Annotated in this window: 16 protein-coding genes and 1 pseudogene; 7 read left to right on the top strand and 10 right to left on the bottom strand. The window is 59.4% G+C overall.

Annotated features, from left to right (window positions below):
• Window positions 1–23 precede the first annotated feature (23 nt).
• From ACP7B0_RS17640 to ACP7B0_RS17610, 7 genes and pseudogenes are all read right to left on the bottom strand, one after another.
• A complete protein-coding gene (locus tag ACP7B0_RS17640) occupies window positions 24–878 on the bottom strand; it encodes an alpha/beta fold hydrolase (protein ID WP_426142757.1) in 855 nt (284 codons plus the stop codon).
• Window positions 875–1,684 (bottom strand): alpha/beta fold hydrolase, encoded by an 810-nt coding sequence (locus tag ACP7B0_RS17635; RefSeq protein WP_426142755.1) that lies wholly within the window; start codon window positions 1,682–1,684, stop codon window positions 875–877. The genes ACP7B0_RS17640 and ACP7B0_RS17635 overlap by 4 nt, the downstream gene beginning before the upstream one ends.
• Before the next feature lie 128 nt (window positions 1,685–1,812).
• Complete coding sequence (locus ACP7B0_RS17630) at window positions 1,813–2,256, bottom strand: hotdog fold thioesterase (protein ID WP_426142754.1); 444 nt, start codon at window positions 2,254–2,256, stop codon at window positions 1,813–1,815.
• An 89-nt stretch (window positions 2,257–2,345) separates the two neighbouring features.
• A pseudogene (locus tag ACP7B0_RS17625) lies at window positions 2,346–3,931 on the bottom strand (AMP-binding protein).
• A gap of 210 nt (window positions 3,932–4,141) precedes the next feature.
• Window positions 4,142–4,600: a phosphohistidine phosphatase SixA gene (gene sixA, locus ACP7B0_RS17620; protein WP_426142752.1), complete on the bottom strand. Its 459-nt coding sequence runs from the start codon at window positions 4,598–4,600 to the stop codon at window positions 4,142–4,144.
• The gene (locus ACP7B0_RS17615; protein ID WP_426142853.1) at window positions 4,597–4,887 is read right to left on the bottom strand and encodes a DUF4389 domain-containing protein; all 291 of its coding nucleotides are present in this window, start codon (window positions 4,885–4,887) and stop codon (window positions 4,597–4,599) included. Before ACP7B0_RS17615 ends, sixA begins: the two co-directional genes overlap by 4 nt.
• Before the next feature lie 80 nt (window positions 4,888–4,967).
• Window positions 4,968–5,993, bottom strand: a complete 1,026-nt coding sequence (locus ACP7B0_RS17610) for an NAD(P)H-dependent glycerol-3-phosphate dehydrogenase (protein WP_426142750.1) — start codon at window positions 5,991–5,993, stop codon at window positions 4,968–4,970.
• Window positions 5,994–6,243: 250 nt separating this feature from the next.
• On the opposite strand from ACP7B0_RS17610, the gene ACP7B0_RS17605 reads away from it, so the two are divergent.
• The 6 genes from ACP7B0_RS17605 (at window position 6,244) to ACP7B0_RS17580 (ending at window position 12,448) form a co-directional block, all read left to right on the top strand.
• Window positions 6,244–7,161, top strand: coding sequence for an ABC transporter substrate-binding protein (locus ACP7B0_RS17605; protein WP_426142749.1), 918 nt, complete (start codon window positions 6,244–6,246; stop codon window positions 7,159–7,161).
• Window positions 7,158–9,089 carry a response regulator gene (locus ACP7B0_RS17600; protein WP_426142747.1) on the top strand — a complete coding sequence of 644 codons (1,932 nt, stop codon included), beginning with the start codon at window positions 7,158–7,160 and terminating at the stop codon, window positions 9,087–9,089. Before ACP7B0_RS17605 ends, ACP7B0_RS17600 begins: the two co-directional genes overlap by 4 nt.
• 220 nt (window positions 9,090–9,309) lie before the next feature.
• Window positions 9,310–9,825: a 3-hydroxyacyl-[acyl-carrier-protein] dehydratase FabA gene (gene fabA / locus ACP7B0_RS17595; protein WP_426142745.1), complete on the top strand. Its 516-nt coding sequence runs from the start codon at window positions 9,310–9,312 to the stop codon at window positions 9,823–9,825.
• 11 nt (window positions 9,826–9,836) lie between these two features.
• The gene (fabB, locus tag ACP7B0_RS17590; RefSeq protein WP_426142743.1) at window positions 9,837–11,057 is read left to right on the top strand and encodes a beta-ketoacyl-ACP synthase I; all 1,221 of its coding nucleotides are present in this window, start codon (window positions 9,837–9,839) and stop codon (window positions 11,055–11,057) included.
• A 110-nt stretch (window positions 11,058–11,167) separates the two neighbouring features.
• Complete coding sequence (locus ACP7B0_RS17585; protein ID WP_426142741.1) at window positions 11,168–11,569, top strand: OsmC family protein; 402 nt, start codon at window positions 11,168–11,170, stop codon at window positions 11,567–11,569.
• A 27-nt stretch (window positions 11,570–11,596) separates the two neighbouring features.
• Window positions 11,597–12,448, top strand: a complete 852-nt coding sequence (locus ACP7B0_RS17580; RefSeq protein ID WP_426142739.1) for a pirin family protein — start codon at window positions 11,597–11,599, stop codon at window positions 12,446–12,448.
• Window positions 12,449–12,528: 80 nt separating this feature from the next.
• On the opposite strand, the gene ACP7B0_RS17575 is transcribed toward ACP7B0_RS17580, so the two are convergent.
• Window positions 12,529–13,260: a dienelactone hydrolase family protein gene (locus ACP7B0_RS17575; RefSeq protein ID WP_426142738.1), complete on the bottom strand. Its 732-nt coding sequence runs from the start codon at window positions 13,258–13,260 to the stop codon at window positions 12,529–12,531.
• Window positions 13,261–13,342: 82 nt separating this feature from the next.
• Complete coding sequence (gene htpG, locus ACP7B0_RS17570; RefSeq protein ID WP_426142737.1) at window positions 13,343–15,247, bottom strand: molecular chaperone HtpG; 1,905 nt, start codon at window positions 15,245–15,247, stop codon at window positions 13,343–13,345.
• A 533-nt stretch (window positions 15,248–15,780) separates the two neighbouring features.
• Between htpG and ACP7B0_RS17565 the strand changes: the two genes are divergently transcribed.
• A complete protein-coding gene (locus tag ACP7B0_RS17565) occupies window positions 15,781–16,038 on the top strand; it encodes a hypothetical protein (RefSeq protein WP_426142735.1) in 258 nt (85 codons plus the stop codon).
• 107 nt (window positions 16,039–16,145) lie between these two features.
• Here the strand turns inward: ACP7B0_RS17565 and brnQ are convergent, their stop codons facing one another.
• A complete protein-coding gene (brnQ, locus tag ACP7B0_RS17560; protein ID WP_426142733.1) occupies window positions 16,146–17,459 on the bottom strand; it encodes a branched-chain amino acid transport system II carrier protein in 1,314 nt (437 codons plus the stop codon).

The raw sequence follows: 17,459 nt of genomic DNA, 5'->3' as shown, positions 1-17,459 counted from the left end.
CCTCGACAGTTGCCTGGCGCAAGTCAAGGAGCGGTGAAGAACCTATTGAAACAGTCTGCTACAAGAGCGGCACCCGCGTCGTCATTCAAGTGCAGATGATGGCCACCCGGCAGGTTCGTCACTTGAAAAGGCAACGACGCCAGCAGCGCCTTGCTCTGCGCCAGTATGCCCTCCTGCGCAACGATCAAGTGCGTCGGGCAGCGGATGGCGGCGACGAACGCCAACGCCTGTTCACGGGTGATGCGCACGGCCGAGGGCAGGGTCAGACGGTTGTCACTGCGCCAGGTGTATCCGCCCGGCACCGGCATCAGGCCACGCTGGGCCAGCAGCTCGGCCGCCCCATGACTGACAGCAACGACGCCTTTCATACGCGCACGTATCGCGTGTTCCAGATCGGGATAGACCGGTTTGCGCTTGGCGCTCAGTTTCAGTTGCGCGAGCAGTGATTTGCCCAACTGCGCCGGGGCATTTTCAACGTCGCCGGTGGGCGGGATCAGGCCATCGACAAGGGCCAGACGACTGACCCGCTCGGGCAGCGCTGCGGCCAGAAACACGGAAACGATCGCCCCCAATGAATGCCCCAACAGCGAGAACCGCTGCCACCCCAGTTGCTCTGCAACCTGCACCACATCATGGGCATAGTCGGGCAATGAATAGCCGGCGCCCGGCGGGCGATGATCGGAGTGGCCGTGACCGGCCATATCCAGGGCAAGGATGCGCAAGCCTTCGAGCCTGGGCGCCAACCGGGCGAAGCTGTTGGCGTTGTCCAGCCAGCCGTGCAAGGCGATAACCGGCTGGCCATCTTCGGGACCGAACAGGTGCGCGGCCAGTTCGATATGCGGCAGGCTCAAGCGGACTTCTTCTACCGGCAGGTTCATGCGCTGGCCCGCTCCTTATCCCGCGCCGCCCAGCGCGCAAACAGGGTCTTGAGCAGTTTCGCGGTGGCCTCAGGCTGTTCCAGGGGGAACATATGGCCACCGGGCATGGACAGGTATTCACCTTGGGGGATGCGTCGCACCGAACTCGCATGGTGACGCATCACTACTCGACTGTGCTCGCCGCGCACCATCGCCAACGGCACCTTGAGCTGACGGGAGCGACCGGGGCTGGTATGGGGAACGCTGCGGTAAATGCTGATCTCCGTCGCGGGGTCAAAGCGCAGGCGCAGTTGCTCGCCGTCGACCTGCAACCCGTGTTGCAGGTAAGCGTCGAAGCACTCCGGATCAAACCGCTGGAACAGCGTCTTGCCTGCAAAATAGCGTCGGGCCGCTTCCAGATCGGCAAAAGCTTCGCGACGGCCCAGCGTGCGGCCGGCCGGGGTAATGCGGTCAATGAAACCAAAGCGTTTGGCCGCACGAATCATCCACTGATCGGCCAGCGTCAATACCGGCGAATCCAGCATGACCACACCGCGATACAACTCGGGACAGCGCAACGCCGCATGAAAGTGCAGCACACCGCCCAGAGAATGCCCGACACCCCAGACCGGCTCGGGCTGTTCGCGCAGGTGATGGATCAGTTCGTCGACCAGATTCAGCCAGTTGTCGTCCACGGGAAAACGCGGGTCATGGGCATGCTGTTCCAGGTGGGTGACGGCAAAATCCGGCGCCAGCGCGGCAAACAGTTTGCCGTAAGTGGCCGAAGGGAACCCGTTGGCGTGGGCGAAAAATACCTGTTGCGACATGGGGCGCATCCCGAAGGCTGAATCAGGATGCAATTGTGGGCATGACTGAAAATCTACCGCAATGACTGGAAGCGCCATCGAAGATGACACTCCGGCCATGACGCGGCATACCCACGGCATCGGATTGATTAACGGCCGGGCGGTTCCTGTCCCAGCGGCACAACGGCAATGGTCAGGCGGGAGATGCAACTGGTCTTGCCTTCGTCACTGGTCAGGCGGATGTCCCACACGTGCGTCGTGCGCCCGATATGGACCGCACGCGCCACGGCCGTTACCCGCCCGCTGCGCAGGCCACGCAAATGGTTGGCGTTGACTTCCAGGCCCACACAAAAATACTGGCGAGTGTCGATGCACAAATAGCTGGCCGTCGAGCCGACGGACTCCGCCAGTACCACCGAGGCGCCGCCGTGCAGCAAGCCATAAGGTTGATGGGTGCGATGGTCAACCACCATGCTGGCGGTCAAAGAGTCGTCGGTGAAGGACTCGAAACGTATATCCAGCCCTTCGAGAATGGTGTTTTTGTTCATGGCATTGAGTTTTTCGATATTCGGTGTTTCGCGCCACAGACTCATGTTCAATCCTTTTTATTGAGCGCTCGTGGGGACGAACGCCGGAATTCGTTCAATCATTCTTGCCACAACACAGCTTGCAAAGACTCGCTCTATTCCTGGAAGCGGTTACCGCAGACCCCTTGGACCACAGCGCACTTGATCTCCAATACAGGGACCAGCAAGCCGTTCTCGACGCCGCAACTATCTTTCACCACGGCCCGCTTGCGCAAGCGCTGCTGTTTATCCGCCCCGTTCGGACAGGGCGTCCGGGCTCTCGGTCAACGTGATGCGAGCACCTTCATCCTGAGTGGAATGACCGGTAGCGGGCCCCCCGCACACAGACCTGTTCGACACGGGCCGAGGCCGCCGTCAGGTGCTCAACAGGCAGCGGCGCGACACGTTGGTCGTTGCCGGGTTGGGTGATGTCCGTCAGTCGCCCGGTCAGACGCAGATTGCCGTGCTCATCCTGTTCCCCCTTATCCCCCGTATGCAGAAAGCCATCGACGGTCAAGGCTTCGGCAGTCTTGAGCGGGTCGTTGAAGTAGCCCGCCATGGTCGCCCCACTGCGCAGCAGCACTTCGCCGTCTTCAGCGATTCGCACGTCCACCTGCGGGCAAGGCTGGCCGATCCACCCGCCTTTTCGCTGGCCCGCTCGACCGATGTGCGAATAGCCGCCGTTTTCGGTCAAGCCGTACACCGGCAAGATGTCGACCCCCACCTGCCGGTACCAGTCCAGCAGGCTGTCCGGGATCGGCGCAGCGCCACACAGCGCCACCCGCAGAGCATCCAGCCCAAGCTGCCTGCGGATCCTGTACCCGACCAGCGCGCTCAGCAGTGGGAAACGCAGAAACCTCTCAAGCCGCGCGGTGGGAATCTTCGTGTAGACAACCGCCTGCAACTGGCTCCAGATCCGTGGCACACCCAACAGCGCCGTAGGACGCACCCGCCTCAGGTCGACCATGAAGGTCTGCGGGCTGTCAGCGAAAAATACCGTCTGCCCCGTATAGATCGACATTATCTGCACGAACATGCGCTCGGCCATGCAACAAAGCGGCAGGCAGGACAGCAGCCGGTCCCGCTCTCCCAGCCCCAGGACGGCAGCGCCGTGGGTGGCCGCGAATGCCAGGGAGCCAAAACTGTGCATGACACCCTTGGGCAGCCCGGTGGTACCCGAAGTGTAGATAATCGTCGCCAGTTGATCATGGTGCCCGATGGGATTGTCCTTGATGGGTGACCAGGCTTGCAGCTCGTTCCAGCAAAAATCGAACGTCCCCTCAGGGTGCAAGGGCATCGCCACTGTCGGCACCCCGGGGCTGACACCGACACTCATCCTGGCCCAATCGTCCAGTTTACCGACGAACACCAGCGCCACCTCTGAATGCTTCAGCACTCGGGCGACCGCGTCAGCACCCAGGTCGGGAGACAGCGGCACCGAAACGTGTCCGGCCATCCAGATCGCCAGGTCGGTCATCATCCAATGGGCGCAATTGTCGGAAATAATCGCGATGGCGCTTCCACGGCGAAGGCCTTGACGACGCAACCAGTGCGCGACGCGACGGGCCTGATCACCGACTTCGGACCAGCTCAGTTTCTCGACCTGCCCTCCGGCCATAGGCTGGACCAGAAAACATTTGTCAGGATGACGATCCTCACGATCGTAGAAACGGCTCAAGGGCAGACTGATTGCAGTCGTCATGGGTCCTGTTCCTTATTTTTATTGAGCAAGCGTAGTCGACCAGGCATTCGCCTGATGGGGCGTGTCAATAAAACGGAGGAACGGTGCGGGTCAGTGACAGGCTGCGGGAAACGTCAGATTTTCGGGAAAAACCCAACGTCCAGAGGCTGCGTCCAGCCTCCCGACGCGCGTTTGGCGGTGTCTGGCAGGTATCGATACGATATAGCCGCGTCAGACATGCTGAACGCTGTCCAGCGCCATGGCCCCGGCCAGCGGGAAATCCCCGGACAGTTGCGCCAGACTTGCCGTGTTCATGGGCTGGGCATGTTGAGTGTTGCCGTGAACGGCCAGCCCGATCAACGTGCCCACCAGGGGTTGGTGGCTGACCAGCAGGACATCGCCGTCGGCATGGTCTTGCATAAGGTGAGTCAACACCTGGCGGGGATCGCTGTCTGGCGTAAGCCACGGCGTGAGGACTACCGGCTCAGTCAAACCCAGGGCCTCCCTGACCAGCTCGGCGGTCTGCCGGGTCCGCACATAAGGGCTGGCAAGGATACGCAGCACAGGTTTACCCATCAGGTGCGCTGCGCTTTGCAGCACTTGTTCGCGGCCATGACGGGTCAATTCACGTTCGGCATCGCTGCGCGCCTGCGCCTGTGCTTCACCGTGGCGCAGGATCCAGACCTTCATAACTTCGGTTCCTCGTCCCGCACCGGATGCGCAGCGGGAGGAACGCTGTGGGGTGCTTCACCTTCTGGCGCGCGAGGGGTGGGCCAATCGGTAAACGGCCAAGGCTTCTGATCGCTGTGGAACGTGCCGAAGCGCCCGATCTGGGCCAGATACTGGCTCAGGCTGTCGCCGAAGTTCATCAGGCTGCCACTGGGTGCGCCGTATATTAGCCGGTAGCACAACTGCACCAGCACCACGCCTGCCAGAACCAACTCGGCGACCTGCCAGACCAGCACGAACAGCACCATCCAGAGGATGCGCAGCAAAATCGACTCACGTTGCTGAAGTTTCGAATCGTTCAAGACATTTTCCCCGCAAAATTAGGTATTCAATTGAAGCCCGTCGTGGAAATGAAGTCGACATCGGTCTTGGGCTCGGCGCGCATCAGTTGCTCAATCACCTGTTTCAGGGTGCGACCCTCGAAAAGGATAGCGTGAAGTCCCGCAACCAGCGGCATATAGACCTGCAACTCGTCTGCCTTGGCCTTGAGCACCTTGAGGGTGTTGACCCCTTCGGCCACTTCGCCAAGGCGGTTGACCGCTTCATCGAGACTCAACCCCTGCCCCAGGGCGAAACCGACCTGGTAGTTGCGGCTCTTGGGCGATGAGCACGTCACGATCAAATCCCCGACGCCCGCAAGCCCCAGGAACGTCATGGGGTTGGCACCCTGATTGACCGCGAAACGGGTCATTTCCGCCAGCGCTCGGGTAATCAGCATGCTCTTGGTGTTTTCACCCATCTCCAGCGCAACGGCCATGCCGGAGATAATCGCATAGACATTCTTGAGCGCACCGCCCAACTCTACGCCAAAGCGATCAGCGCTGGCATACACCCGAAATGTGCGGCCGTGCAATGCCGCTTGCACCTGCTGGCAGAGCGCCTCATCTTCACTGGCCACGACCGTGGCAGTGAGGGCATGCTCGGCGATTTCCCGCGCCAGATTCGGCCCGGAAAGCACGCCGATACGAGCTAGCGGCGCGATTTCCTCGAGTATCTGGCTCATCAGTTTGAAGGTATGCGCCTCGATGCCCTTGGTCAGACTGACCAGCATTTTGCCGTCCAGCCGCTGCACATGCGGCACCAGCACCGAACGCAAGGCGCTGGAAGGCAGCGCCACGAAAACCAGTTCGCTGCCCTCAAGCGTGGCAGCCAGGTCTGTGGTCGGTTCGACTTCAGGGCGAACCTTGATGCCCTTGAGATAGCGAGGGTTCTCACGGTTGACACGAATCGCCTCGGCCTGCTCGGGATCGCGCATCCATTGCCGGACCTGACGGCCGTTTTCTGCCAACAGGTTGGCAATGGCCGTACCGAAACTGCCGCCACCAAGAACCGCGACTGGTTGCTGTGTGGTCATAAAAGCATCCATCTAGAGCCATCTGATTTGGCGATGTCGGCATTATACGGAGCGTGGCGATGTCGGCCAGCGGCAAACGACGCCATGGCACCACTTGATCCCGGCACTGATTGCCTCGCCCGTTCATCAACCGGGCGCACGCCCCATGGAAATAAGGCACTTCTCGGGTACCATGCGCGACTATCAGTGAAATCATGGCAACGACGAGCGACTGAAACACTTCGCTGACAGATAGGGATCACCGGGCGTGATGAGTATGGAAACAGCGTTGAACCTGGCTTTCAGACGATTGGTCAGCCTTGTCACAGGCTTGCTGTTGGCAAGCACGGCGGGCGCAGCCGACATCCTGCTGACGGCTACCGAAGACAGTCCTGTGGTCCAGGCCTTCGTCAGCGATCTGGCGCGACGTCGGCCCGACGACAGCGTGCGCTTCATCCTTACCGGCCAACTGACCGAACCCGGAAGAATCCCGGAAGCTACACGGCTGATCCTGCTCGACGCGGGCAGCCTGGATTGGCGCCTGCTGGACAGCCAGGGCCCGGCCACCCTGGTACTGCGCATCAGCCGCATCCAGGCTCACCGGCGTCTGGCTGAAAAACGCCCGCCCAACCTGAGCCTGCTCTGGAGCGACCCACCCGTCTCGCGGCAACTCAAGCTGATCAGGCAACTACTGCCGCAAGCCAGAGAAGTAGGCGTGCTTTTTGACAGCGACAGCCAGTTCCTGCTCAAGGAACTGCGCCACGCCGCCGCGCCCCTGGGCTTGAAAATCGTGTCTCAGCCCTGGCGCCCCGCTGCCGATCACCGCCCCCTGCATTCATTATTGAACCGCAGCGATGTGTTGCTGGGCCTTGATGATGTGGAGTTGTATAACGCCAGGACAGCGAAAAACCTGCTGCTCAGCAGCTTTGCACGTCAACTGGCGCTGCTCGGCCCTAACGCCGGTTTCGTCAAGGCTGGCAGCCTGGCCAGCACCTATAGCGATCAGCTCGACTGGCTCAACACCCTTGACGCACTGCTGGATACACCGCCCGACAGTTGGCCACGGGCACTGTATCCACGGCACTTCAAGGTGGTGAGCAACGCCCAGGTGGCGCGCTCGCTCGGCATAGCCCCGATCAATGACTCAGCAGTGACGGCGAGTCTGAATGATGCGGAACAATGGCCATGAACAAGCCGCGCCAATGGGACATCAATACCCGCACCCAGATGATCGCCCTGGGGCCAGCCCTGTTGTTGACCCTTCTGTTGATCAGCTTCTTCACATTCGTGCGCATCCAGGACCTTCGTCAAGAGGTCAACCACACCGGTCAGTTGATCGCCAACCAACTGGCCCCGGCCTCGGAATACGGCGTTATTGTCGGCAACGACGACGTGCTCAGAGGTCTGATGCAGGCCACGTTGTCCACGCCTCATGTACGTTTTGTCGAAGTACAGGACAGCGCGAACAACGTGCTGGTCTTTGTGGAGCAGCCCGGTAGAAATGGCGGAAACCCCAAGCAGGTGGAAATTTTCCAGGCGCCGATTCGCTCCCAGCGGATCAAGCTGGGCAATGATTTTCTCGGGGCACGGGTCGAGGCCGCCAAGCCTGTGGAAGATTATCTGGGCCGCGTGCTGGTAGGCATGTCCAATGATGCGTTCAGCCAGCGCCAGCAGGAAATCCTCCTCAAGGCGGGAGTGCTGGCGCTGTTCGCCCTGCTCTTCACCTTCCTGCTCGCGCGCCGCCTCGCGTCCAACCTGTCGCAACCCATCAGTGACATGGGCGACGCGGTCAAGGCCATTCAACAAGGGGACTACAAAACCCCACTGCCGGTGCCCGACGACGCGGAGCTGGGTGATCTGGCGCGGCACATCAACAACCTTGCCTTCAATCTGGAGAAAGCCAGCCAGGAGCAACAGCAATCCATCGACCAACTGATTCAGGCAAGGGAAGAAGCCGAGCGTGCCAACCGGGCCAAATCCGACTTTCTGGCGATGATGAGCCATGAGCTGCGCACCCCCATGAATGGGGTGCTGGGCATGTTGCAGTTGCTTGAAACCACACACATGACCGAGGAGCAGGCCGAATACTCCGCGCTGGCCACCGAGTCCACCGAGCACTTGCTCAAGGTCATCAATGACATCCTCGACTTCTCGCGCATTGAACGTAATGCCCTGCAGATGGAGAACATCGCGTTCAATCTTGCCGAGGTCCTGACGTCTTCGACCCACGCGTTTCAGCACAATGCCCAGCAACGAGGGCTGGCGCTGGAACTTGAACTGCAAGACGGGCTGCAAGCCTGCACGGTGTCCGGCGACCCGACACGTCTGCGCCAGATCCTGGTCAATCTGATTGGCAACGCCTTGAAATTCACTGAAAGCGGCGGTGTGTGTATACGCGCCACGTATACGGAGCCGGATGAGCACCGGATTCAGTTCACTTGCGTCGTCAGTGACAGTGGCATTGGCATTTCGGCAGATCGCCTGGAATCCATGTTCGATGCGTTCCAGCAAGCCGACAGCACGATCTCCAGGCGTTACGGCGGCACCGGCCTGGGCCTGCCGATTGCGCGAACACTGGCCGAGCGCATGGGCGGCGTGCTCAGCGCCCGGAGTGAGGAAGGGCTAGGCTCGACATTCACGCTTGAACTGGCGTTGACACGGGTGCCGGCCGACATTGCCGCTCCAGTCGGCGCCCTGGAGGGTCTGGAAGACGACGACGGCCAGGACCGTTGCGTGTTGCTGGTGGAGGACAACGAGGTCAATTGCACGGTGGTGCAGGCCATGCTGCACAGCCTCGGTCTGCAAGTGAATGTCGCCACCGATGGTGCCCAGGCCGTCAGCATGGCCGGCAGCAGCAAATACGCGGCGATTTTCATGGATTGCCGACTGCCGGTCATGGACGGTTATGAAGCAACCCGGCACATTCGTCAGCTTCCAGGACTGGAAAATGTCCCCATCATCGCCCTGACGGCCAACGCGTTGCAGGGTGATCGTGACGCTTGTTTGCAAGCGGGAATGAACGATTACCTCGCCAAGCCGTTCAAACGTACTGATTTACAGCAGGTTTTGCAGCGCTGGCTGTCGTTTCGGACATCTGTGACTGGCGATAAATGCTAAATTGCGGCAGTCTTGGTGCCCGTATCGACCCTGCATGTCGGTCGGCTTATACATTTCAGTGCACAAGTGTGCTTTCATTTCCCTTGTGCTGTGACTTTCACTACAACGCAATAGTCTATGAGTAGGCTGCCGGCAGAGTACTGGCGAGTCAGCCGGCCAGGACTTGATTCTGGGGCAAATGGCGCCCCCCCCTGCCGCACAAGATTATTGAGGAGCTCGCATGACCAAACAAAACGCCTTCACCCGGGAAGACCTGCTGCGCTGCAGTCGCGGCGAGCTGTTCGGCCCAGGTAATGCGCAACTGCCCGCCCCCAATATGCTGATGGTTGATCGCATCACCCACATCAGCGAAGGTGGTGGCAAGTACGGCAAAGGTGAGTTGGTCGCCGAGCTGGATATCAATCCGGATCTGTGGTTCTTCGCGTGCCACTTCGAAGGCGACCCGGTAATGCCGGGCTGCCTGGGCCTTGATGCCATGTGGCAGCTCGTCGGCTTCTTCCTGGGCTGGCAGGGTCTGCCAGGCCGTGGCCGCGCACTGGGCTCGGGCGAAGTGAAGTTCTTCGGCCAGGTTCTGCCAACCGCAAAGACAGTCACCTATAACATCCAGATCAAACGTGTCCTCAAAGGCAAGCTGAACCTGGCCATCGCTGATGGTTCGGTCACTGTCGACGGTCGCGAGATCTACACCGCCGAAGGCCTTCGGGTCGGCGTTTTCACCTCCACTGACAACTTCTAAGGGTTATCCGCATGCGCCGCGTCGTTATCACTGGTCTGGGCATCGTTTCGTGCTTGGGCAATGACAAAGAGACCGTCTCCGCCAACCTGCGTGCAAGCCGCCCTGGCATCCGTTTCAATCCGGAATATGCCGAAATGGGTCTGCGTAGCCAGGTTTCCGGCTCCATTGACCTCAACCTCGAAGAACTGATCGATCGCAAGATCTATCGTTTCGTCGGCCACGCGGCAGCTTATGCCTACCTGGCAATGAAAGACGCCATCACCGATTCTGGCCTGACCGAAGAGCAAGTCTCCAATCCACGCACCGGCCTGATCGCCGGCAGTGGTGGTGCCTCTACGCTCAATCAGATGGAAGCGCTGGATATCCTGCGCGAAAAAGGCGTCAAGCGCGTGGGCCCGTACCGCGTGACCCGGACCATGAGCAGCACGGTTTCGGCCTGCCTGGCGACTCCATTCAAGATCAAGGGCCTGAACTATTCCATCGCATCTGCCTGCGCCACCAGTGCTCACTGCATCGGCAACGCCATGGAACAGATCCAGATGGGCAAGCAGGACATCGTTTTTGCCGGCGGTGGCGAAGAAGAACACTGGAGCCAGTCGTTCCTGTTCGACGCCATGGGCGCGCTGTCCAGCCAGTACAACGAGACTCCGGAAAAAGCCTCCCGCGCCTATGACAAGAACCGTGACGGTTTTGTTATCGCTGGCGGCGGCGGCATGGTCGTGGTCGAAGAACTGGAACACGCCCTGGCCCGTGGCGCCAGGATCTACGCTGAAATCGTGGGTTACGGTGCGACTTCAGACGGCTATGACATGGTTGCTCCAAGCGGCGAAGGTGCCATCCGCTGCATGCAGATGGCGCTGTCCACCGTTGAAGGCCCGATCGACTACATCAACACTCACGGCACATCGACCCCGGTCGGTGACGCGAAAGAGATGGAAGGCGTTCGTGAAGTATTCGGTTCCAATGCCCCCGCCATCAGCTCGACCAAAAGCCTGTCCGGTCACTCCCTGGGCGCCGCCGGTGTCCACGAGGCGATCTACTGCATGCTGATGATGGAAGGCAACTTCATTGCCGGTTCCGCCAACATCGACGAACTGGATCCGGTCGTAGCCGACATGCCGATCCTGCTCAAGACCCGGGAAGATACCAAGATCGACCAGGTCATGAGCAACAGCTTCGGCTTTGGCGGCACGAACGCTACGCTGGTCATGAAGCGCTGGACGGGCAAGTAATCTGCCCTGATTCGCAGCTGTCATAAAGGCGCCTCTCGAGGCGCTTTTTTTATGACTGTCTTGAGCCCAGGCAGGTAGGATATTTTCTTTTCCCACTGCACGAGGTTTCCATGTCTGTCATTGTCAGTTCCCTCGCTCCAGACGGATTTCGTCACAAAATCGCTATCAACGAACGACACGAACTGTTCACTGACCTACCCACCGACCTGGGTGGTGAAGACTCCGCACCCTCCCCCCATGATTATTTCGACGCTGCGCTGGCGGCGTGCAAGACGCTGACCCTCAAGCTCTACGCGCAACAGCACAACATACCCCTGACCGGGATCAGCGTTGACGTCTCACACGACGACAGCGAGGAAAGACAAGGCAAGTACCACCTGAACGTTCAAATGACCCTTGAGGGCGCGCTCAGCGACGAACAGCGTACGCTGCTGCATCGCATCGCCGACCGTTGCCCGGTTCACAAGTTGATGACCCGCGCCGAAATCAGTATCGAAACCACCCTGGCCTGACCACCTGACCGCAGAGACGAACCCCCGATGCTCACGATCAAACCCCGCGCCGAAGACGTTGAAGGCCAGCCCATTTTGCGCCCGCTGCCATCCGCCAAATGCCGCAGTGTCGGCCCTTTCGTGTTTTTCGATCACATGCTGGAGACTGACTATGGGCCGGGAACCGGCATGGACATCCGCCAGCACCCGCACATTGGCCTGTCGACCCTCACCTACCTGTTCGAAGGGCGTCTGTTGCATAAGGACAGCCTGGGGAGCGTCCAGCATGTAAGCCCGGGCGAGGTCAGCTGGATGACCTCAGGTGCCGCCATCGCTCACATCGAGCGCACACCGGACGACCTGATGGCGAAAGGCTCAAGGATGCATGGCCTGCAAGTCTGGCTGGCTTCGCCCAAAGCCTTCGAATCGGGCGACGGGCATTACAGCCATCACCTGGCAGACAGCCTGCCGGTCAGCGACGAAATGGGCGTGCGTATCTGCATGATTGCAGGCAATGGGTTTTGCCTGACCTCACCGGTACCGGTGCTGTCACCCACGCTTTACGCCGAACTGCACATGCAGACGGCCACAACGCTGCTGATACCCACGGAACATGCGGAGCGTGCGCTGTACGTGATCAGTGGAGAGGCCTCTGTCGATGGCGAAACGGTAGAACCCCGCACGCTGGTGGTGCCGGAGTCAGGTCAGGAAGTGAATCTGTGTGCCGAAGGTGAATGCCATGCCGTGCTGATCGGCGGCGCGCCACTGGACGCGCCACGCCGCATGAACTGGAACTTCGTCGCCAGCGATCCGGCATTGATCGAACAGGCACGCACACGCTGGGCGGCTGGAGACTGGCCGACGGTGCCAGGGGAAATCGGGAGAATCGAGTTGCCCTGAGAAGGATTGGCTCCTACCGATCCTCCTCGAAGCCGCACTACCGATTCGTCAACGGCACTGCGGCGCCAAGGCGAAGCCGATCACTCCTTGAACACTTCATCCAACAGGTTGTGCATCGACGCGAACGCACGCTTAGCCGTCTTGGCGTCGTACATCATCATGCCGGGAGTCTGAGCAAGGGGATCGGTAAACGAATGCACCGCGCCGCCGTAGCTGGTCAACTGCCAATCCACGCCTGCGGCATTCATCTCGTCCTCGAATGCTGGCAACTGCTCTTTGGGCACCAAAGGATCGGACGCACCGTGCAGGACCAGCACAGAGCCCTTGATATGCTTCGCATCAGCCGGGTCAGGCGTGTCCAGTGTGCCGTGGAACGACACAGCGGCTTTGAGGTTAGCGCCGGTACGAGCCAGTTCCAGTGAGCAGCAGCCGCCAAAGCAAAAACCGAAGGTGGCGACTCTGTCAGCATCCACCGGCGCGTCTGTCTGGCTCAGCAGTTGCTCCAGAGCGGCCTGCATGCGCTTGCGCAACTCGGCACGATCATTCTTGAGGGGCATCATCGCGGCACCCGCTTCATCGTTGTTTTGTGGACGCGTGCCCTGCCCGTACAGGTCCACCAGCAGCACCACATAACCTTGCTCAGCCACGGACTGGGCAATTTTTTCGGCCCCTTCACTGACACCCATCCAGTTAGGCGCCATCAGCAGACCCGGACGCGACGACGCGTCGCCGGAGTCGAATACCAGACGGCTTTCGTAGGGCTGACCGTCGATCTGATAGACCACGGGACTGACAGTAACGTTGCTGCTCATCGCTGACTCCTCAATCATTGAAAGAAAACGCAAGGACCACAATCAGAAAACCCGCCGAAGCGGGTTTCTGTAACACGTCGAATTAAACCGACAGCTCAACCAACAGCTTGTTCAGCCTGCGCACATAAGCAGCCGGATCTTTCAGGCTGTCGCCTGCGGCCAGTGCAGCCTGATCGAACAAAATGTGCGACAAATCGCCAAAGCGCTCTTCGCTCTGCTCGGCGTCCAGCTTACCGATCAGCGGGTGGGCCGGGTTGAATTCGAAAATCGGCTTCGAATCCGGAACCTTCTGACCGCTCGCTTCCAGGATCTGCCGCATCTGCAGCCCCAGATCCGCCTCGCCAATGGCCAGGATGGCTGGCGAATCGGTCAGACGGTGGGAGACCCGCACTTCACTGACAGACTCACCCAGCGCAGCTTTGAGACGCTCGATAAGACCTTCCTTATCCTTGGCGATTTCTTCCTGAGCTTTCTTGTCTTCTTCGGAATCAAGCTTGCCCAGATCCAGATCGCCACGTGCCACGTCGACAAAACCCTTGCCGTCGAAATCGCTGAGGTAGCTCATCAGCCACTCATCGATGCGGTCTGTCAGCAGCAGCACTTCGATGCCTTTCTTGCGGAAGACTTCCAGGTGCGGGCTGTTTTTGACTTGTGCGTAGGTTTCGCCGGTCAGGTAGTAAATCTTGTCCTGACCTTCCTTGGCGCGAGCCAGGTATTCGGCCAGGGAAACGATCTGCTCGCCGCCATCTTCGTGAGTCGAGGCAAAACGCAGCAGGCCAGCGATCTTCTCTTTGTTGGCGAAATCTTCTGCCGGGCCTTCTTTCATGACCTGACCGAAGTTCTTCCAGAAACCCTTGTATTGCTCAGGCTCGTTTTTCGCCAGCTTTTCCAGCATGTCCAGTACGCGCTTGGTCAGAGCCGATTTCATCGAGTCGATGATCGGGTCTTTCTGCAGGATTTCCCGGGACACGTTCAGGGACAGGTCATTGGAATCGACCACACCCTTGATGAAGCGCATGTACAGGGGCAGGAACGACTCGGCCTGATCCATGACGAATACGCGCTGCACATACAGTTTCAGACCACGTGGCGCTTCGCGCTGATACAGGTCGAACGGAGCGCGGGCCGGCACGTAAAGCAGCGAAGTGTATTCCAGCTTGCCTTCGACCTTGTTGTGGCTCCAGCTCAGGGGGTTCTCGAAGTCATGGGCGACATGCTTGTAGAACTCCTGATACTCCTCGTCCTTGACTTCGGTACGCGGACGGGTCCAGAGCGCGCTGGCACGGTTGACGGTTTCCCATTCAACGGCCGGTGCTTCTTCACCTTCGGCCGCGGCCTGCTCTTTAGGCAGCTCGATCGGCAAGGCAATGTGGTCGGAGTATTTCTTGATGATGTTGCGCAGACGGTAGCCGTCAGCGAACTCGTCTTCACCGTTTTTCAGGTGCAGGACGATACGCGTGCCACGCTCGGCTTTTTCGACGGTGGCCACTTCAAACTCGCCTTCACCCTTCGAAGCCCAATGCACGCCTTCGCTGGCTGGCAGACCTGCACGGCGGCTGAACACTTCAACGTGATCAGCCACGATGAAGGCCGAGTAGAAGCCCACGCCGAACTGACCGATCAGGTGTGAATCCTTTTTCTGATCGCCAGAAAGATTCTTCATGAAGTCTGCAGTGCCGGATTTGGCGATGGTACCCAAATGGGTGATCACATCTTCCCGGCTCATGCCGATACCGTTGTCTTCAAGCGTGACGGTTTTCGCGTCCTTGTCGAAGCTCACACGGATTTTCAGCTCCGCGCCGCCTTCAAGCAGGTCCGGCTGGGACAGGGCTTCGAAGCGAAGTTTATCTACGGCGTCAGAGGCGTTCGAGATCAATTCGCGAAGGAAAATTTCCTTGTTGGAATACAGCGAATGGATCATGAGGTGCAGCAGTTGCTTCACCTCGGTCTGGAAGCCCAGGGTTTCCTTTTGAGTTTCCACACTCATGGTCATCAAACTCCAATCAGATGGCGAAGCTGCCAGACACGATTTGCGTCAGTGTCGGGCGGCGGGTAGTCATCAAAGTGGGGGCTGGGTCAGAGATTTCAAGGGCTTGAATACAGGTTCGATGATTCTTCGATCTTGAAATGCCCCCAAGACCGCGGTCAGGATCGAGGCATCACGCCCCCGCGACCTCTGCGGTACGCCCTGAAGGGTCCGACGGTGCGGATCGCCAATGATTTTCTCGGAATAAGGCCGTGTCTGCGTCATGCCATTTGTGTCGACTCTGACGAAGCACCACCCAGAGGCGAGGCATTCAGCATGATCTGCAAGAAAACGTTTGGCAGGCTCAAAAACGCCGGTTTTGCTGCCCTCGGGGTTTCATTTTTCCGGGCCGCTGCTGCAAATCGCCTGGGATCGCGCAACCTCCACCGCGAAGCCCTTGATACACAAACACAATCTATCTGGGTCGCCACCGGAACTTAATGAAAAGGCCGACGCTCGAAGGCTCGTAGATATTCAATAAGGAGAAACACCCCATGCGTAAATCTTTAGCCTATGCCCTGATGCTTTCTGCCACTTTGGGCCTTGCAGCCTGTGACAAGAAATCCGAAGACACCCAGCAAGATGCCAACAAAGCTGCACAGGAATCCCAGGAGTCGATGGAAAAGGCTCAGGACAAAGTGAACGACGCAGCCAAAGAAAGCCAGGAAGCTGCACAGAAAAATGCAGAAGCCGCTCAACAGCGCGCGCAAGAAGCCAATGGTCAGGCCCCGGCGCCCACCACGACCAAGTAAAGCTGAGACGTTTTCAGACAATAAAGCCCGCAATTGCGGGCTTTATTCGTTTTGGCTGACAGCAATCACATCGCTATCTGAAGCACCCTCGGCGTTCAAGGCGTCTGTCAGGCCAGCGCCTCGCTGCGTTTGCCAAGCGCTCGGTCAATGACGAACGCAATTACCAGCATTATCAAAGACGGCACCAGCCAGGCCAGTCCCTGATCACTCAGCGGCAGGTCAGCCAGCACGTGGGGCATGCTGCTCGTGAAACCTGCACCTTTTATGGCATCAATGACGCCGAACACCGCCGCCACCAGCATGACCGGTGCCACGATACGGCTGTGGGAGTGCCAGAAGTCTTTGCAGAAACTCAACGCCACGAGCACGATGCACGGCGGGTAAATCGCCGTGAGCACCGGGATCGAGAACAGAATCAGCTTGGTCAAGCCCAGGTTCGAGACCAGCAACGAGAACAGCGCCAACAACAATACCAGCGTCTTGTAGGACAACGACAACACCTGACTGAAGTACTCGGCGCACGCGCAGGTCAGGCCCACGGCCGTAACCAGACACGCCAGAGAAATAAGCACAGCCAGGAAACCACTGCCCAGCGAGCCGAAGGTGTGTTGCACATAGGCATGCAGCACGGCCGCACCGTTACTCGCCCCCGCCGCCACCGCATGACTCCCGGAACCCAGCCGGAACAGACTGATGTAGACCAGCGCCAACCCCACTCCGGCAATCAGACCGGCAATGATCGCGTAACGGGTAATCAAGGCCGGTGACTCGACACCACGAGACCGAATGGCGTTGACGATCACGATGCCGAAGACCAGCGCACCCAGCGTGTCCATGGTCAAATAGCCGTTGATAAAGCCTTGGGAAAACGGCGCTGCGGCATACGCAGGCTCGGCAACCCCGATATCGCCAACGGGTAATACAAAAGCCGCAATGCCCAGTACTGCCAGAGCGATGATTTTCAGCGGCGCAAGAAAGCGCCCTACGGTATCCAGCAGACGCCCCGGATACAGCGAAACCCAGAATACGACCGCGAAGTACACCAGGCTGTACAGGAACAAGGCCGTGGCGCTGTCCCCTGTCAGCGGAGCCAGACCGACTTCAAACGAGACCGTCGCCGTGCGCGGGGTCGCAAACAATGGCCCCACCGCCAGATAGCACACCGCAGCGAGTATGCCGCCCGCCACCTTGCCAATCGGACTGCTCAATGCATCCATGGCACCTCCGACCTTCGCCAGAGCGATGACCGTGACCACCGGCAGACCTACTGCGGTGACCAGGAAACCCAAAGCCGCCATCCACACATGGGGACCGGCCTGCAAACCGACGATAGGAGGAAAGATGATATTGCCAGCCCCGACGAACAGGGCGAACGTCATAAAACCGAGCGCCAGGATGTCCTGACCTTTCAACACTTTCAT

Origin of the sequence: Pseudomonas sp. DWP3-1-2, assembly GCF_049896285.1 — a bacterium.
Classification (GTDB): Bacteria; Pseudomonadota; Gammaproteobacteria; order Pseudomonadales; family Pseudomonadaceae; genus Aquipseudomonas.
This window is presented reverse-complemented; position numbering and strand designations above follow the sequence as displayed.

Bases quoted from the DNA above. Each gene is read 5' to 3' on its own strand.
- ACP7B0_RS17575 (WP_426142738.1), bottom strand. From the start codon at position 13,260: ATGAGCAGCAACGTTACTGTCAGTCCCGTGGTCTATCAGATCGACGGT.
- brnQ (WP_426142733.1), bottom strand. From the start codon at position 17,459: ATGAAAGTGTTGAAAGGTCAGGACATCCTGGCGCTCGGTTTTATGACG.
- htpG (WP_426142737.1), bottom strand. From the start codon at position 15,247: ATGAGTGTGGAAACTCAAAAGGAAACCCTGGGCTTCCAGACCGAGGTG.
- ACP7B0_RS17600 (WP_426142747.1), top strand. From the start codon at position 7,158: ATGAACAAGCCGCGCCAATGGGACATCAATACCCGCACCCAGATGATC.
- ACP7B0_RS17635 (WP_426142755.1), bottom strand. From the start codon at position 1,684: ATGTCGCAACAGGTATTTTTCGCCCACGCCAACGGGTTCCCTTCGGCC.
- fabB (WP_426142743.1), top strand. From the start codon at position 9,837: ATGCGCCGCGTCGTTATCACTGGTCTGGGCATCGTTTCGTGCTTGGGC.
- ACP7B0_RS17585 (WP_426142741.1), top strand. From the start codon at position 11,168: ATGTCTGTCATTGTCAGTTCCCTCGCTCCAGACGGATTTCGTCACAAA.
- ACP7B0_RS17610 (WP_426142750.1), bottom strand. From the start codon at position 5,993: ATGACCACACAGCAACCAGTCGCGGTTCTTGGTGGCGGCAGTTTCGGT.
- ACP7B0_RS17615 (WP_426142853.1), bottom strand. From the start codon at position 4,887: ATGGTGCTGTTCGTGCTGGTCTGGCAGGTCGCCGAGTTGGTTCTGGCA.
- ACP7B0_RS17605 (WP_426142749.1), top strand. From the start codon at position 6,244: ATGAGTATGGAAACAGCGTTGAACCTGGCTTTCAGACGATTGGTCAGC.
- sixA (WP_426142752.1), bottom strand. From the start codon at position 4,600: ATGAAGGTCTGGATCCTGCGCCACGGTGAAGCACAGGCGCAGGCGCGC.
- ACP7B0_RS17580 (WP_426142739.1), top strand. From the start codon at position 11,597: ATGCTCACGATCAAACCCCGCGCCGAAGACGTTGAAGGCCAGCCCATT.
- ACP7B0_RS17565 (WP_426142735.1), top strand. From the start codon at position 15,781: ATGCGTAAATCTTTAGCCTATGCCCTGATGCTTTCTGCCACTTTGGGC.
- ACP7B0_RS17640 (WP_426142757.1), bottom strand. From the start codon at position 878: ATGAACCTGCCGGTAGAAGAAGTCCGCTTGAGCCTGCCGCATATCGAA.
- fabA (WP_426142745.1), top strand. From the start codon at position 9,310: ATGACCAAACAAAACGCCTTCACCCGGGAAGACCTGCTGCGCTGCAGT.
- ACP7B0_RS17630 (WP_426142754.1), bottom strand. From the start codon at position 2,256: ATGAGTCTGTGGCGCGAAACACCGAATATCGAAAAACTCAATGCCATG.